Origin of the sequence: Acetobacterium sp. MES1 (genome assembly GCF_002237635.1) — a bacterium.
GTDB classification, from domain to species: Bacteria; Bacillota; Clostridia; order Eubacteriales; family Eubacteriaceae; genus Acetobacterium; species Acetobacterium wieringae.
On record NZ_MJUY01000013.1, the window covers coordinates 182,467 to 197,745 of the forward strand.

At 40.7% G+C, this 15,279-nt stretch carries 20 protein-coding genes and 2 pseudogenes; 13 read left to right on the forward strand and 9 right to left on the reverse strand.

What is annotated here, in order from left to right; translation table 11 throughout:
* Positions 1-174: 174 nt before the first annotated feature.
* The 5 genes from BI182_RS04810 to BI182_RS04830 form a co-directional block, all read right to left on the reverse strand.
* The gene (locus tag BI182_RS04810) at positions 175-849 is read right to left on the reverse strand and encodes a uracil-DNA glycosylase family protein (protein WP_353744744.1); all 675 of its coding nucleotides are present in this window, start codon (positions 847-849) and stop codon (positions 175-177) included.
* A 13-nt stretch (positions 850-862) separates the two neighbouring features.
* Positions 863-1,423, reverse strand: coding sequence for an alpha/beta fold hydrolase (locus BI182_RS04815; RefSeq protein ID WP_286805874.1), 561 nt, complete (start codon positions 1,421-1,423; stop codon positions 863-865).
* Complete coding sequence (locus BI182_RS04820; protein ID WP_187389216.1) at positions 1,416-2,060, reverse strand: HD-GYP domain-containing protein; 645 nt, start codon at positions 2,058-2,060, stop codon at positions 1,416-1,418. The genes BI182_RS04815 and BI182_RS04820 overlap by 8 nt, the downstream gene beginning before the upstream one ends.
* A 21-nt stretch (positions 2,061-2,081) precedes the next feature.
* Positions 2,082-2,555 (reverse strand): hypothetical protein, encoded by a 474-nt coding sequence (locus tag BI182_RS04825; protein WP_286805876.1) that lies wholly within the window; start codon positions 2,553-2,555, stop codon positions 2,082-2,084.
* Between the two features lie 92 nt (positions 2,556-2,647).
* Positions 2,648-3,685: a PAS domain-containing protein gene (locus BI182_RS04830; protein WP_286805878.1), complete on the reverse strand. Its 1,038-nt coding sequence runs from the start codon at positions 3,683-3,685 to the stop codon at positions 2,648-2,650.
* A 790-nt stretch (positions 3,686-4,475) separates the two neighbouring features.
* On the opposite strand from BI182_RS04830, the gene BI182_RS04835 reads away from it, so the two are divergent.
* The 5 genes and pseudogenes from BI182_RS04835 to BI182_RS04855 all read left to right on the forward strand — a co-directional run bounded on the left by BI182_RS04835 (position 4,476) and on the right by BI182_RS04855 (position 6,615).
* Positions 4,476-4,958 (forward strand): DUF7000 family protein, encoded by a 483-nt coding sequence (locus BI182_RS04835; RefSeq protein WP_286805879.1) that lies wholly within the window; start codon positions 4,476-4,478, stop codon positions 4,956-4,958.
* 41 nt (positions 4,959-4,999) lie between these two features.
* Positions 5,000-5,527 carry a putative immunity protein gene (locus tag BI182_RS04840; protein ID WP_148637281.1) on the forward strand — a complete coding sequence of 176 codons (528 nt, stop codon included), beginning with the start codon at positions 5,000-5,002 and terminating at the stop codon, positions 5,525-5,527.
* Between the two features lie 36 nt (positions 5,528-5,563).
* Positions 5,564-6,058, forward strand: a complete 495-nt coding sequence (locus BI182_RS04845; protein WP_286805883.1) for an NADPH-dependent FMN reductase family protein — start codon at positions 5,564-5,566, stop codon at positions 6,056-6,058.
* Between the two features lie 111 nt (positions 6,059-6,169).
* Positions 6,170-6,268: pseudogene (locus tag BI182_RS04850) on the forward strand (VOC family protein); the annotation flags it as partial.
* Positions 6,265-6,615, forward strand: a complete 351-nt coding sequence (locus BI182_RS04855) for a TIGR04076 family protein (RefSeq protein WP_286805885.1) — start codon at positions 6,265-6,267, stop codon at positions 6,613-6,615. The pseudogene BI182_RS04850 and the gene BI182_RS04855, both read left to right, overlap by 4 nt.
* 345 nt (positions 6,616-6,960) lie before the next feature.
* On the opposite strand, the gene BI182_RS17235 is transcribed toward BI182_RS04855, so the two are convergent.
* On the reverse strand, positions 6,961-7,125 hold the full coding sequence (locus BI182_RS17235; protein WP_353744748.1) for a transposase: 165 nt from the start codon (positions 7,123-7,125) through the stop codon (positions 6,961-6,963).
* Between the two features lie 207 nt (positions 7,126-7,332).
* On the opposite strand from BI182_RS17235, the gene BI182_RS04860 reads away from it, so the two are divergent.
* From BI182_RS04860 to BI182_RS04875, 4 genes are all read left to right on the forward strand, one after another.
* Positions 7,333-8,202, forward strand: coding sequence for a PhzF family phenazine biosynthesis protein (locus BI182_RS04860; protein WP_286805886.1), 870 nt, complete (start codon positions 7,333-7,335; stop codon positions 8,200-8,202).
* 170 nt (positions 8,203-8,372) lie between these two features.
* A complete protein-coding gene (locus tag BI182_RS04865) occupies positions 8,373-8,813 on the forward strand; it encodes a GNAT family N-acetyltransferase (RefSeq protein ID WP_286805887.1) in 441 nt (146 codons plus the stop codon).
* A 157-nt stretch (positions 8,814-8,970) separates the two neighbouring features.
* The gene (locus tag BI182_RS04870; protein ID WP_286805889.1) at positions 8,971-9,876 is read left to right on the forward strand and encodes an AraC family transcriptional regulator; all 906 of its coding nucleotides are present in this window, start codon (positions 8,971-8,973) and stop codon (positions 9,874-9,876) included.
* Positions 9,877-10,096: 220 nt separating this feature from the next.
* Positions 10,097-10,495: a VOC family protein gene (locus BI182_RS04875; RefSeq protein WP_148638647.1), complete on the forward strand. Its 399-nt coding sequence runs from the start codon at positions 10,097-10,099 to the stop codon at positions 10,493-10,495.
* Between the two features lie 198 nt (positions 10,496-10,693).
* On the opposite strand, the gene BI182_RS04880 is transcribed toward BI182_RS04875, so the two are convergent.
* A complete protein-coding gene (locus BI182_RS04880; protein ID WP_286805892.1) occupies positions 10,694-11,293 on the reverse strand; it encodes a class I SAM-dependent methyltransferase in 600 nt (199 codons plus the stop codon).
* Between the two features lie 97 nt (positions 11,294-11,390).
* Complete coding sequence (locus tag BI182_RS04885; protein WP_070370406.1) at positions 11,391-11,771, reverse strand: Rrf2 family transcriptional regulator; 381 nt, start codon at positions 11,769-11,771, stop codon at positions 11,391-11,393.
* Between the two features lie 179 nt (positions 11,772-11,950).
* On the opposite strand from BI182_RS04885, the pseudogene BI182_RS04890 reads away from it, so the two are divergent.
* Both BI182_RS04890 and BI182_RS04895 read left to right on the forward strand, forming a co-directional pair.
* Positions 11,951-12,148, forward strand: a pseudogene (locus BI182_RS04890) (alpha/beta hydrolase); the annotation flags it as partial.
* A gap of 130 nt (positions 12,149-12,278) precedes the next feature.
* Entirely contained in the window at positions 12,279-12,923 is a 645-nt protein-coding gene (locus BI182_RS04895; RefSeq protein WP_070370408.1) for a GNAT family N-acetyltransferase, read from the forward strand.
* On the opposite strand, the gene BI182_RS04900 is transcribed toward BI182_RS04895, so the two are convergent.
* Entirely contained in the window at positions 12,899-13,090 is a 192-nt protein-coding gene (locus BI182_RS04900) for a LysR family transcriptional regulator (RefSeq protein ID WP_084633517.1), read from the reverse strand. The two genes, BI182_RS04895 and BI182_RS04900, sit on opposite strands and share 25 nt — an antisense overlap.
* A 171-nt stretch (positions 13,091-13,261) precedes the next feature.
* Between BI182_RS04900 and BI182_RS04905 the strand changes: the two genes are divergently transcribed.
* The gene (locus tag BI182_RS04905; RefSeq protein WP_286805894.1) at positions 13,262-13,936 is read left to right on the forward strand and encodes an epoxyqueuosine reductase; all 675 of its coding nucleotides are present in this window, start codon (positions 13,262-13,264) and stop codon (positions 13,934-13,936) included.
* A 249-nt stretch (positions 13,937-14,185) separates the two neighbouring features.
* On the forward strand, positions 14,186-15,169 hold the full coding sequence (locus BI182_RS04910) for a serine hydrolase domain-containing protein (protein ID WP_286805896.1): 984 nt from the start codon (positions 14,186-14,188) through the stop codon (positions 15,167-15,169).
* The last annotated feature ends 110 nt before the right edge of the window (positions 15,170-15,279 follow it).

Consider the following 15,279-nt stretch of genomic DNA (forward strand, 5'->3'; position numbering starts at 1 on the left):
TTTGTCATAGGGAACGGGTAAGATGATATGGAGTGAGATCAAAAACAATAACATGGTAGATAACCACCAGGGAGAAACGATGAAGGACATTATCACAGAGATAATCGACAATTTATGCAGAAATAATATGATCGGATATTATGTGGAAACCCTCCCATAATTATATGAACTGATTCAAAAATTGATGATGCGGGCCATTGTGGCAATATCCTCAGAAGCCATTGCAAATTTTGACTTCTCAATAAGAATATTTTTGCCTGTCATAATATAAGACGGCATCACCCGAATATGCCCATAATAGATTTCGCTATTTCGCAACTTGTAGGTCGCAACCGCCGGAATGACATTTTTCTTGGTTGTCTTTTTGGCCAACATGTTAAACGCTTTTTTGGCAACGTCGCCCATGAGCATAATTACTTTGACATTTGGGAATAAGGAAAGCTCTTTTTCCAGGTAGGGTAAGCTATTTTCGATACTGTTTTTTTCAATTGTGTAATCTGACTTAGGTGTTTTGACTGCGTTTGTAATATAGACACCCATGTGCAAGATATCCTGGATATCCTTGACTGGCAATCCAGACTTTTGAAAAAGTGGTATCGTTGTTGTCAAGTAATCGGCATCACGCTGTCCGTAAAAATCTTGAGTGGGGTCGGCTGGAACGACCTCGTTTATCATGATTGTCTTGATTTTCAGGGGATCAAGCTCTATATCATTTAACTGGATATTTTCTGCAACGCCAACTGCTTTTTCTAATTCGGCTCTCACATTCATTTTTAATACTCCTTTGAAGTCATCTAATGGCGGTTTTGTGTTTTTCTGTTTGAACGGATGCACTTTTTTGAATAACAACGTAGAGATCTGTTTATTGGTGCGTCTTATCGAGAAACGCTTTTACCGCCGCATTGACCTGTTCAGGACGTTCAAGCGGCAGGATATGCCCTGCGTTCGGAATGACTTCCAACTCGGCTTTTGTGCCACTGTCGGTAACCCGTTTTACCGCGTTGGCAATCTCAAACTGCTTCACCAGAACACTGTCCGCTCCTCTTAGCCAGAGTGTCGGACATTTAATCAACGGAAGCCGGTCAAGAAGGGTCCACTTTAATCGGAACGGTCCGATGCAGCTCAACTGCCAGTCGTCCATGTCATTTTCGCCATAGTGATATTTACCCTTTATCTCATCCTCAAGAATTGAAGTCAATCGGTCCGGATCCGTTGGTTTTGAACCACCCACATAAATAGACTCCAGCAATTTTCTCATCGCCGCATGGTCTTTCTTAATATACCTTCGGTTAAGCATCCTAAGCATACCGGGGATCTTTATGTAAAGCCATACGATAAATTGCGAATCGACCGTTTCGCTCAAGCCGCCCGGCACATTCTCAACACCATTCGATATTTTTTTCGCATCAATCGTATCATTCATTCTGGGGTTCAAAATCTGGGTTTAAAATATTATCGTTGATCATTTCCAGCATTACATCAACAAGCATGGGGTCAAACTGCGTTCCCCGACCATTCTTAAGTTCATAAATTATATAATCTCTGGTTTGTCGTTCGCGGTATGGTCTGGTGCTGTTCATAGCATCAACGGCGTCGGCTATTCCAATAATTCGTGCCTCAATAGGGATTTTTTCTCCAATCAAACCATAGGCATATCCAGTCCCATCAAAGCGCTCGTGATGATAAAGAGCTCCTTCTGAAACCTTTTCAATCGCTGTGAAATCTTTTAAAATAATACTTCCGATTTCGACATGTTTTTTTATCTGTTCATATTCCTCCTCGGTCAATGCATTTCGCTTCAATAGTAATGCATCTGGGATGCCAATTTTGCCAATATCATGAACGAGGGCTATATTATAAAGATTTTCCACCTTTTTTTCTGACCAGCCCAGACGTCGTGCCATTTCTGCTGAATACTCCGATACCCGTTCGGAGTGTCTGCAAGTGTATTCATCTCTTGCGTCCAACGCATTATTGACCGACAGAATAGTTTGCAGTAAGATACTTTCCACTTTTGCATGCTCTGCCTGAACTGCTTCCTGCAAATCTCTATTTGCCATCATTACCTTATAATGTGCTTCTTAAAGTTCTTTTTCCCGATTTCTTTCGATTCGTAAAATATCGGTAACATCACTGCATTGAAGGTAATAGATCAGATTACTTCGATCAATTGTCTGAACAAACATTTTTTTTAATTGCCCATTTGGAAGTTCACAAACATGAAAAAAAGATCCATCTTCTCCACAGCGCTCATTAATATAATTTACAATACCATCCTGGCTGGAAAATTCTTGTCCAAAATAACGTGCAAATTGCTGAAAGCCCCGAGACGATTTAAAATACGCTTTTAGATTGACATCGAAATTTTTCCGATTCTGATCCTGGCCTTTGCCGAAAATAAACCGGCATTTATTAGCCGACAAATCAATATAGGCAATATAGTCATGTTCATTTTTGATGATTTGCGTCATCATCATATCAGCCACTAACTCATCAGTGACGTTTTCTTCCCACACTTTGATGAATATTTCTCCGCTATCCGGGGATTTCATCATCGTTATTTCCAGGGCAATATAGATCCGCCCCTCTTTTGTCTGAAGTGTGAGGGTTCTATTTCTTGGGTATGATCTGCTTTCATATCTAAAGATCATATGCTTTTTTGACAGATATTGAAAAAATAGTCATCTTCTTTCACAATAGACTTTCGATGCAGACAATTCATGTAATTATCAAAGGTCTTTCCATCATTTGTACTGTCATAAATAAAATCATGTCCTTCATCAAGGATCGCTTCATTTTGAGTGAAATTCCATACCCGAAAACCCCTGTACCCATTTTGATAGAATGGAAGCTTGTTGGTGCTTCCTGTAAACATGATGTTGTTAAAAGCCACCCGTTTATGTCGAAGCATATTGTCCTGGTTAATTTCTGAATCCCCTGTTTGATATTCATAAAAATATATTGTATAGGCAGGTTCATCATTCCAAGATGAGGAAATTACATTTACCTCCAGATTTCTATGCGTATTCGGTTCCTCAATCACTTTTGGCCCTATGTCAACCATATCAAATATTTTTTTCATTGAGTTAGGAAAATCGCTATAAAAATACTGTTGAAATGTCATTCCACTGTCATAGTTGATTTTAGGTGGGAGCATGCGACATACAGCTTTATTAAAATAGAGTAATTGTTTTTCTTTTCTGGAGACCACCACCATTGCACCCATATTTTCATCGAAAAAACGTGTTTTTGGTGATTCAAACTCCTGTAACGTCTGTATTAATATCTGTTCTGAATCTGTGATATCAAGATATTCAATAAAAGCCAGATTCGTACCATCTTCCATCAGTCGAAATTGTCCAACTGCATGGACATAGCGGTATTCATTCTGACCATATAACTTGGTGCGATAGGTAATATCATAGGAATCTTGTTTGGTTGCAAAACGGTAACCAAGTCTAGCCAGCATTTCGGCATCATCAGGATGAACATTTCCAAACATATTGTTGTTAAAATGATCAATAAGTTGACTTCGTTCTTCACCTATAAAATTACACAAGCCGTCTGATACCAACAAAGTAACTACTTTACCATTAATATACTGAAATATACCAAGAGGCATTGGAAACATCTCATATGCTGCTCTATGGTCATTTGAAAAGAGATATACCTGCCCACTACTCATCGTGCTCTCCTCATAAATATAGTATATATTTTCGACTTTACAAATATACTATCATATTATTAAACGTTTGAATATTTAATTTTGGAAGAGAATCAGAGTTACATTCGATTAGATGTAATCGTTTTTTATTCTGCTGTAAACGTTTGTCTGCATTAAAATACGATTCATCATTTTGGTAGCTTTTATCTTACAAGGATACACATTTAACGTTCGAAAGAGAAACTTTAAATCATTAATTTCAATTGATGACATAAACGTCCCCTTGTCATCTGTTTGTGCGTTTTTGGCAGAAAAAGAAAAATTTCTTTTGTAGCACGTTATTTTGATAAACTTTTCAGTAACTTGCATCGAAAAAATGAGGGGCGTTGCCGCAGAAACCATTATTATATGGTATAATGAAACAAATTGCTGTGGGAAGATTTAAATGGACATAAATAAAATTTAAGCAGATTACAATTATTCATACCAGTTTAAATAAAGTGTCGGGCCTGTTTTTCTTTTTCTGCCCGATCGTCTACCCTTTTTTGGGTAATCATCTGCTTATTATAACGGGATTTCCGGCTTTTTTTGCAGCAATTGAAGAGTTCCTGATTATCCTTACATCAAAAACGCTGAATTTAAACAGAACAAGCATTTTCTCTAGGCAGTAAAGCGGGGTGCGATCAAATGTAATTGGATCGAAGTGGAAAAAATGACATGGGGAGATTTCGATTGTCATGCCCTTGTCTTGCGGGCGCTTCGTTTGTGATATATTTAAAACAGCTAAATCAAATTTGTTGGAGGTAAAAGGATGAAAACGATTAACGAACAAATAGCGGCGTATACTCAGCAGTTGCAGCAAGGTGAAATCCAAATTGCATACAAAGGGATATTGGCATTTATAGGTAAATTAAGAGCCGCTTTTATTAAAAAATACCCACATTACGATGTCAGCAACATTTATCAGGGATATCTGGACATGTCCTATTTTTCTTTGAGTACGAAGCCATTAAAAGAAAAAGGTTTAAAAATTGCGATTGTGTATTTACATGAAAAAGGGTCTTTCGAGGTATGGCTTTCGGCGCGGAACCGCAATATTGCCAGGACACATCAATCGATACTTGATAGCCTTTCAGATGAAATAAGTGTATTTCATGATGAAAATAATCAGGACGCTGTCGCTGAATGCATATTGACAGGCACACCAGATTTTGAAGATCAGGCGCTCTTGATCGATACGATTGATTATGGAGTTGAGAAATTTGTTGCGGCGATAGTCAATCGTATAAAATAAAAAGTTGATGCTGACTATGCCTGACAAGAAGGGGAATAACCATGCCGAAAACGAGAAAAATGCTATGTGACTGGAAAGCGCCTTATATTCAATCGCTGATGAGGTTAATTGAAACGCAGAGTAAAGAAACCCTTGCAAACTGGGCCATTACTTATTGTGAAGAGAGGCTACTACCATTATGGGAGCGGGACTACCCGGATGATCTGCGACCACAGCAGGCTTTGAAGGCGGCTCGAGAATGGTTGTCAGGGACGATTAAACTGCCCCAGGCAAAAAAGAAAATTCTCGCCTGTCATGGCGCTGCCCGTGATGCAGAGGGAAATCCGGTGGCGCAAGCGGTGGCCCGGGCCATTGGTCAATCGGCATCGACCATTCATTCCGCCCGGCATTGTATCGGTTTGGCTTTTTATGGCGCTTTGGCAGTCGCCTATGATCAGCTCGGGACAGCGGCAAGCTGGGATGAAATTGAACACTGTGCCGCCGCAGAGTGTGGTCGTATCGAAGCCGCTTTGCGCAGTATGGCAGTGGAGCATGAAAGAAACCCGGCAAAAATCAACTGGAACTGTTAAATCGGACAAAGCGCAAAAAAAGGGAAACAGGTGGGATTGCAGAAAGAAGATCTTTGGGAACTGGCGGGAAGTGTCCCCCTTATCATGATTAAAGTACTGGAGGTATTGAAAATGATGAAGACTGCTGTCATTTATGCAACGAAAACCAAACATTCAAAAAAATTGGCGGAAGCGATCGGTTTATTTTTGAATACTACAGCCCAAGATATCGCTAAGAATCCGGCCTTGGATGATGTCGATTTGCTTTTTATCGTTGGCGGTATTTATGGGGGTGCCAGTATGCCAGAATTATTGTCATACATAAAAACGTTTGAGGCACCCATGCCCAAATATGCAGCGTTGGTAACAAGCTGCGCTTCAGGCAGTCAAAGGCAGATTGCGGTATGCAATATACTTGAAGAAAAGGGAATAAAAGTTCTTGACGAATTTGTTTGCAAGGGTAGGATATTATTTGTTTCCGCAACGCATCCAAACGCAGAGGATTTAAAAGCAGCAATCGACTTTGCACAAAAAATTGTAGCTGGGGTCTAAAATAAGTTTTTCAATCAACGAATGCATATAAAAGGACTGAGAACGGAAGCCCTTGTTCGACATCGCCCAGAAGTACAACACGAGCCCCGGACTGAAAGGCCTGTTTGCGCTACCGAACCTTGGGGACAGCGGACCTGCTATATTGCAGATCCTGAAGGCAATTTGATTGAAATAGGATCATTTACTAATGAAGGAGAAATGCAAGCATGAAAAAGTGGTACGACGAAGAATTTGAATTTGAGATAGAAGTTACTGGATTTCTTCGCAGTGATCATACCGAGCATTACTGCCGCAACGGCGAAGAGATAGGGGATAAATATACCTGCACCTACGGTTGTCCCGTAAATAATCAGGGATATGGAATCTGCTCAAAGATGATGCAGATTCTCTTTGCAGATATGCAGGCAGTAAGAAGCGGCGGAGATTTGATGAATGTAGGTGGATCAGAGAAATATATCAAGGATTATGTGTGTCCGGATGGATGTGTCTGTTTTAAAATGACGGCAAATAAGACCGATAATGTAAATTTCTATAAAGGAAATTTTTTTCAGCAGTGAGACTTGTAGTAATAAATCAATATAATGTTTAAGAAAAATCTAGTGATTATTTTTGAAAGAGGCAACACTAAACAGACCTAATAGTATCAGGCTTTTAAAAGGATATGCGCATCGATTTAAAAATCGATATTACACACTCCTTTCTAGTGCATAGAGTTGGTGGTTGCGTAGTAGCACATCCACCATGCGCACTATTTTTCTTGCGGTAAGAACGGGGGCACGTTTGTGCTGATGTTTGGGAACTTCAGGTTGCTTTTTGAGATCGTATTAACGATAAACTGGTTCACTTCGCATGACCGAGTCGGTAGCTTCGACCAGGTAATAACGAGATAGTAGTTTCCAGTTTTAGTGGTGACGGTTAAAGTTGCCGGATTGTTTTCGCTTCCAATAAAGCCCGGCATACTTGGCAATTTTGGCTTTGTCTTCAAACCGTTCAATCTGAACCAATTTTGCAAGCATGCAAGCGTATAGACAGGGCCAATATCTGGTATACCCAATAAAGACTTTGATTCCGGTATCGTAGTAAGCCGGTTTTTAAATAGCTTTATTCATTGTCTGAATTGCCATTTTCAACATCGAATCAGCATCTGATTGAAGCAAAAATATCACTGAGAATCCGACCTTGCATAAAAATTGCAGAAAAGTATTTGGGAGAAAAACGGTGAATTGAGTCGAGGGGACACAGCGCCGATTAAACTTTGCTACGGGGGTATTTAGATGGAAATTAAGGTTTTTAAAATCAATGCATTTGCAAAGACTGAAATAGGAGGAAATCCGGCTGGTGTTGTGACAAACGCTGATGAGCTATCTGAAAATGATATGAAAAAGATCGCTGGAATCGTTGGTCTCAGTGAGACTGCTTTTGTCATGAAATCTGATGTTGCCGACTTCAGAGTACGCTTTTTCACGCCAACTGAAGAAGTCGATTTGTGCGGTCATGCCACCATCGGAACGTTTTCGACGTTACTTAAAAAAGGTTATATTCAGTGTGGAAATTACACACAAGAGACAAAAGCGGGCATTTTAAATGTTGCGGTGAGAGAAGACGCTTCGATTATGATGAATCAAGCGAAGCCAAGCTTTTATGAGATGATAGAAAAAACGGAAATTGCGGATTCTCTAAATATTTCAGTAGCTGACATAAATGAAGCATTGCCTGTACAGATTGTATCGACTGGAATCAAAGATATCATCATACCAATCAGAAATATGAATGTGCTTTGTGGCATTAAGCCGGATTTTTCCATGATTTCTAATATCAGCAAAAAATACAACGTAATTGGGTATCATTTGTATGCACGTAATTCGCTCAACAATTCAAGTGTCCATTGTCGTAACTTTGCACCGCTATATGGTATTCCTGAAGAGTCGGCAACAGGAACATCAAACGGCGCATTGGCGTGTTATTTGCTTAAGTATAATCAGATTACGCCTGAATACGCTAAAAACGTGTCTTTTGCGCAGGGAGACTCAATGAACAGGCCATCGGAGATTATGATTTCGATAAGCGTGGAAAACGATGAAATACATGAAGTTCGAGTTGGTGGAAAAGCTCTAAATCTAACGGAAATTAATATTGAAGTATAAACAATAGCTATAACAAATGACGTCGGGACGCTTCGTTTGTCATGCCCATCAAACGGTGAGATTCTTGAAAAAGAAGATGGATCGATTCCTGGGTTTAGAATGGGGCGTCGGGAAAGACTCTACAATGGATTTTTGTGTGGATCTGAGCTTTAATATAGGAGTAAATACTGGTGAATATAAGGAAAGTTACAAGCAATAAGAAAGCATATATCGACTTGCTTTTATTGGCTGATGAACAGGAAGACATGATCGACAAGTACCTTGAGCGTGGGGACATGTTTGTTTTGGATGATCATGGCGTTAAAGCCGAGTGTGTGGTTACGAAAGAGGCAGAGGGTATTTATGAGCTTAAGAACATTGCGGTTATGCCCGATTGTCAGCGAAAGGGATATGGAAAAGGACTGATCGATTTTCTGTTTTTTCATTACAGCGATTGCAAGACAATGCTTGTAGGAACGGGTGATGTTCCTTCGGCCCTCTGTTTTTATCAGAAATGTGGATTTACAGAATCATATCGGATACAAAACTTTTTTACGGACAATTATGACCATCCAATGTTTGAGGATGGGACACAGCTTGTTGATATGGTCTACCTGAAGCGAGAGCGATGAAGGATTATGATCCTGACTATCACCAGTTATGGCTTAAGCGCTTATATTTGGGGGCCAAACGCAGCGACTTTTACAGTAGCTTGCGCTAAAAAGGCAGACCCAGTCAAGCGCTGTTTGGCATATCGTGATAGGCTATCAGTCAAGGAGGTGCTTTAAAATGCATGCATGGGAACAAATACAAGAAACCATTGATTTTATTGAAGACCATTTGACTGAGGAAATTGAAATTGAAAAGCTGGCCGGGATGGCTGCCCTGTCACCCTTTTATTTTCAGCGTCTGTTTAGCCGGTTAGTCAAAAAGCCGGTGGCCGAATACATCCGGTTACGGCGAATGGCCAAGGCAACCGAGGCGTTGCTGCAAGCGGATCAGCGTGTTCTGGATATCGCATTGGAGTTGGGTTTTTCATCGCACGAGAATTTTTCCCGAACCTTTAAGGATACCTTTGGGATGACACCAAGTGAATACCGCAAGAATCCGACTGCACTGAATTATATGACTAAACCGGAGCTGCTACTTAACTATGTGCTGCTTGATGAAGGGGTACCGCTTATCACGGAGGGAATTGTCCTCGAGATTAACCGGCAGAAGCTGAGGGAACCGGCCTTTTTTGTGAGACTCGAGAAAAAGCTGCCGGTCCAGTTTTTAAATGGCCTGGGGACGGAATCCGGTGCAGATCCCCTGGATACCCTTTGGCGGGATTTTCATCGGCAGAAGGGGGCAGTATTAGGGCTTCCCGATGATGTCGAAGAAATTGGGGTGACCTATCCTTGTTCTGAGGAGGGCTACTTTTGTTATTTTGCCGGCGGAACAGCCCAAGCGGCTGTAATTCCGGAAAATATCAGCAGTTGGGAGCTGCCGCAAGGAGACTACATTGTTTGCAGTTTTGAAGCCGAGAACTTCAAAGAGCTGGTGATGGATGCTTTATACAAGGCCCAGCAATACCTGTATCAGGTTTGGCTGCCAAATAAAAATTTGTCGACTGATTTCTTTTGTGCGGAGCGTTACTCAAGCCATTCACCCGAAACGACAAGCATGGAGGTTTGGCTGAAGCTGACCAATTAGCTTTCAAGTTATCACAGAATAATGATCGAATTGTGAGAAGACATGTTAACTGATGATCGTTCATAAAACGAAATAATTCGGACGGTTCTCTCACAATTCTTTAAAAACCTTGAGAAGATGCGATAACAGCACCCGTAATATTTTTTTAGACATACGTGACATACAGGTGTCATGTTTCCCATGATAAAATGGCGGCAAAAACCAAAGGAGAAAATTTATAATGAAATTAGAAGGCGTCGGGGTGTTTGTAAAGGATATGGCTACCATGATCCGTTTTTATCGGGAGGTGTTGGGGTTTGAAATTAAAGAATCAGAAGACACCAGCAATGTCTATTTGGAAAAAGACGGAACGCTGTTTCTTTTCTTTGGCAGACAGGATTTTGAAGCGATGACCGGGCGCAGATTTGGCTATGCACAAGGCGTCAATGGACATTTTGAAATTGCACTGAGTGTTGAAAATTTTGACGAAGTGGACAGAAAGTTTGCTGAGATTACCGCAAAAGGTGGCCAGCCGGTCATGCCACCAACAACAGAGCCTTGGGGTCAGCGCACCTGTTATATTGCTGATCCAGAGGGAAACCTGATCGAGATTGGTTCTTTTGTAAAAGGCGAGGATTAATGTTCCCTGGTAAACTTGAGGCAATGAGCAAAGTTAAGTCATAAAGATACCTTTTTTCGCAGATCACAAAAGGTTTTCTTGTATGCCTTGTGATCTATGGCAGACTGGAGTTTTCTTTAATTGCGACAAAAAATGAGCAGTTTGGATTGCAAATCCAACGTGCTCATTTTTTACATAGTTCCCTTTTGCAATGCCCTTTTAAACATGTTGTTTCTTGGGTTTAACTGCCAGAACAGTATAGATAGCATCATTAATTTTACGCTTCTGCACAATCTCAAAGCCAGTTGTTAACAATATTTTTTCGAGTTCCGCTGATTGAATACGAATCGACATGGGCGGGCCTTCGACAATCAAGTCGTCCTTTTCATACTCAAGACATAATAGGTGACCGCCGACTGATAGCACTTCAAATATTTTGCTGAGCGCTGTCGTCAGTGACCTTACTTCATGAAGGATTAGAGAAGCCATAACAAAATCAATGCTGTCATTTTGAAGACTTAAATTCTCAATGGTCTCTTGAAGCGGTTCAATGTTGTGAAGTCCTTTTTCGTATGCTTTGGCTTCGATGACGTTGAGCATGCGTTTGTCAGGGTCCATGGCATAAACGTTTCCCACTGTCCTCGCTGCCATCGGAATCGTAAAAAATCCTGAGCCAGCGCCCACATCAAGTAGGGTATGGTTTTTATGAATGGGCATTTGGTTAATAAGCACTTCGGGTGGAATCAGACTCTCTCTTTGTTTACTATCTAAAAAAGCGATTTTGGTTAAAAATTTTTGATCCGGTTGGTTATGTTCCATGATAAAATCTCCTATAAAATATAATTCAGACTGTATTTGTCTATGATCGCGCTAAAAAAATGAGCAGTTAAAACTGCATCTGTTGCCCGCTCATCTTTTAGATAATGTTGTAAAACCGTTTTTCCTTAAGATCGTTCACCATTTTCTCTTCAGCATCTCTCATAACCTTTTCGATTGGGCAAGCACCGTTCTCGTTCATTTCACAAGTAAAAAGAGCGCCGCTACCTTCAATGGCTTTTATGACGTCATAAAAGCTAATTTCAGTCTTAGGTTTTCTAAGACTATAGCCACCATTTACACCCGCAGTAGACTGAATAAGGTCAGCCTTTACTAATTGGGTTAGTATCTTGGACAGGTAGGTAGGTGAAATATTCATATGACTCGCTAATGGCTGAAGACTAAAATTGTTAGTGCCTTCCTGCTTAATGAAATAGGCCATTATATGCAAGGCATAATCCGTTGCTTTCGTATATTTCATAATTACTCCTCCACAAAGAAAAATACAGACTGTATTTGTCTTTGATTGTAAGCGACAAGATTTGAAATGTCAATAACATTTTTATCAGCAATAGATTTGCCCTATGACACAGGGAGTTTTTTTGTCATGCCCATCAAGCTGTGATATACTTGAAAAAAGTCGGCAATGAAGTGACGGGTATAGCAAAACGAAACGCCCCCTTGTCATTCGGAAAAGTTATTTGGGGCGAAAATTCAGCGAAGCTATTTATTGCTGTTCATGGCAATATGTCAAACAAGACGGATGCGGTCATCGTGACAGTTGCGGAAAAATTGACACAACTGGGATATCAGGTGTTGAACTTTGATCTGCCGGAGCATGGTGAACACAAAAATAAGGAGCTGGTTATCAGTCTAATATACGGACGCAAAGTCCAAGAAAGGAAGACGACATACCTATTGTTCTCTACATTCTAACAGCTTAAGCAACAAGATCCGATTAAGTAGGAAGAAAGGAATAGTTTGACACATGGACAAAGAAATTAAGATCAGGAATGAAGAAGAAAGCGATTATCAGCGAGTAGAAGAAATTACCAGAAAATGTTTTTGGAATTTATATATCCCGGGGTGTAATGAGCACTACCTGGTTCATGTTATGCGATCCCACGAAGATTTTCTACCAGCATTGGATCTGGTGATTGAAGTTGATAATCAGATCATCGGGAATATCATGTATACGAGAGCAAAACTGATTGATGAGTCCGGGGCAGAAAAAGAGATTTTAACCTTCGGGCCCGTCTGCATTTTGCCGGAGTATCAGCGAAAGGGTTATGGAAAAAAACTAATTGAGTATTCCTTTGAACTGGCTGTCGCACTGGGCTATGATGTGATTGTCATCTTTGGGAATCCGAATAATTATGTCAGCCGTGGCTTTAAGAGTTGCAAGCGATATAATATCTGTCTAGAAAATGATATCTATCCATCGGCAATGATGGTCAAAGAACTGAAACCGGAAGTCCTGGACGGAAGAAAATGGGTCTACCATCAAAGTCCGGTATTTGAAATCGATGAACAAGAAGCGGAGCGCTTCGATGCGGGTTTGGAAAGCCTGGAGAAAAAATATCAGCCAAGTCAGGAAGAATTTTTTATTCACAGCCATTCAATTATTCGGTGAAAATGCTTTATGACAAACGAAATGTCACATTTTGTGTTTAGTTCCTGCTCCAATTGCTGAATTTGAGCAGAAATACTGGATTGAGCGTAGCCCAGCTCATCGGCTGTTCGGGTATAGTTCTTGTTCTTTGACAAAACTACAAAGGTTTTTAGTTGCTTTAAGTCCACGAGAGTAAACGCCTTTCTCGATACGATCGAAATTTTCGATTATTATAATAGAAATACTTTGTTTAACAGATTGATTATTTTATAGTAAACCTACTGTCGGGACAATAAAAATCCCGTATCTGATATAAAATAAGGAGTAACTAAGATGGATATGAAAAGGAGTAGGGTGATATGAAAACAGAATTACGTGAAAAAGCACTCAGTTTTGGAGCGGAAATTTGTGGATTTGCAGGCATTGAACGATTTGTAGGAGCACCAGACGGATTTCATCCGGCTGATCTATTTCCAGACTGTAAAAGTGTGATTGCCTTCGGAATTGCGCTTCCTAAAGGCATCTTCCTGGCGGAAGCCCAACTGATCTATGCGTATTATAATAATTTCGCGCTGCCTCTGGTTGATCGGCTTGCCTTTCAGACTGCCGTCTTTTTAGAAAAGACGTATCAGGGGATTGGCGTACCATTACCTTGCGATGCACCCTATGACTATTGGGATGAAGAAAAAATGGAAGGACGTGGTCTATTGTCGATGAAGCATGTGGCATATCTTAGCGGAATCGGGACGCTTGGCAAAAGTACATTGTTGCTCAACAACGAATACGGAAACCGCCTGGTAATCGGGTGTGTCCTGACCGATCTTCAAATCGAATCCGATGAACTGGCTACTGAAGTATGTCTGGAACAGTGCGATTTATGTATCAAAAGCTGTCTCGCAGCGGCAATTGGCGAAGGTCATGTCAGACAAAAACTGTGCCGAGTAAACAGTTTTGGTAAGACCAAACGAGGCCATGACACCGTCGTATGCAATCAATGCCGGACTGTTTGCCCAATGGGATTAGGCCTGGCATAAGCTAATGTGCAATGGTGGTATGAAAAAAGGCTTGCCGGGTATTAATTTCAATAAACTCCAGGCAAACATAAAAGGCACCTGCAATGAACGATTGAGGAGCGACCAGAAGAAAACTGATTTTAAACCGAAACCAATGAACGATGAGGTAAGATCGGTTCATCTTTTTTAAAAATTAGCTTGCAAATAATTTTTAATCAACTTATCCTAAATTACAAGGATATCCTTTATCACTTAAAGGAGAATGATTAAATGAATCAAATAAGAATTAATGAAATTGAAACAGCAATAAACCGAGATTATGGGAATATTGCCGGTATGATTGTGCAAAAAAACGGCACCAAAGTTTACGAAAAATACTTTAATGGGTATACGGCCGATAATGCAGTGCATGTCTACTCGGTAACAAAGAGCGTACTTTCGGCGCTGATCGGAATTGCCATTGATCAAGGCTATATTGGTAGCTTGGATCAGAAGGTGTTGGCGTTTTTTCCGGATTATCAGGTTAAAGACGGTGAAAAAACCATTCAGAAGATTACCCTCAAACATCTGATGACGATGACCGCTCCCTATAAGTACGAAACGGAACCGTATGAATTATTCTTTACAAGTCAAAATCCGATTCAGGATGCGCTTGATTTATTAGGTGGAAATGGCATCATCGGAGAATTCAATTATTCGGCCATTGGTGGTACCCACATTTTAGCAGGGATTCTGGCTCGGGCAACCGGTCAGTCAATTCTTGATTTTGCTGAGAAATATTTGTTTGCGCCGATGGGAATCACGGTTCCCCATAATCTGTTGTTGCGCAGTGAAGAAGAGCATATGAGAGTGATGAATGATAAAACCACCCGTGGTTGGGTGGTTGATCCCCAGGGAATTAACACGGGAAGCTGGGGTTTATTTCTGACACCGGAGGATATGGCAAAAATCGGGCAGCTGCACTTAGACGGTGGCAGGTGGCTGGGAAAACAGCTTGTTTCAGCTGCTTGGATTGCAGAAAGCACAAAGGAGCATAGCCGCTGGGATAAGCTTTTGTATGGCTATCTCTGGTGGATCATTGATGATCAGGCTCACAGCTTTGCAGCCTTGGGCGATGGTGGCAATGTGATTTACGTCAATAACAAGAACAACATGGTGATTGCGATTGCGTCGCTTTTAGTACCGGATACCCGGGATTGCATCGAATTGATCAAAACGATGATTGAACCGGCATTTGAAAACGGGATGATGTGAAATCGAAAGGATCAGTAACATAAAAACAATGAAAATGGCAGGTCTAATCTATAAAAAGAGATAATTGAGGGTAAAATGAGAACACAGAAATTTAATTGTGCGTTAACCAT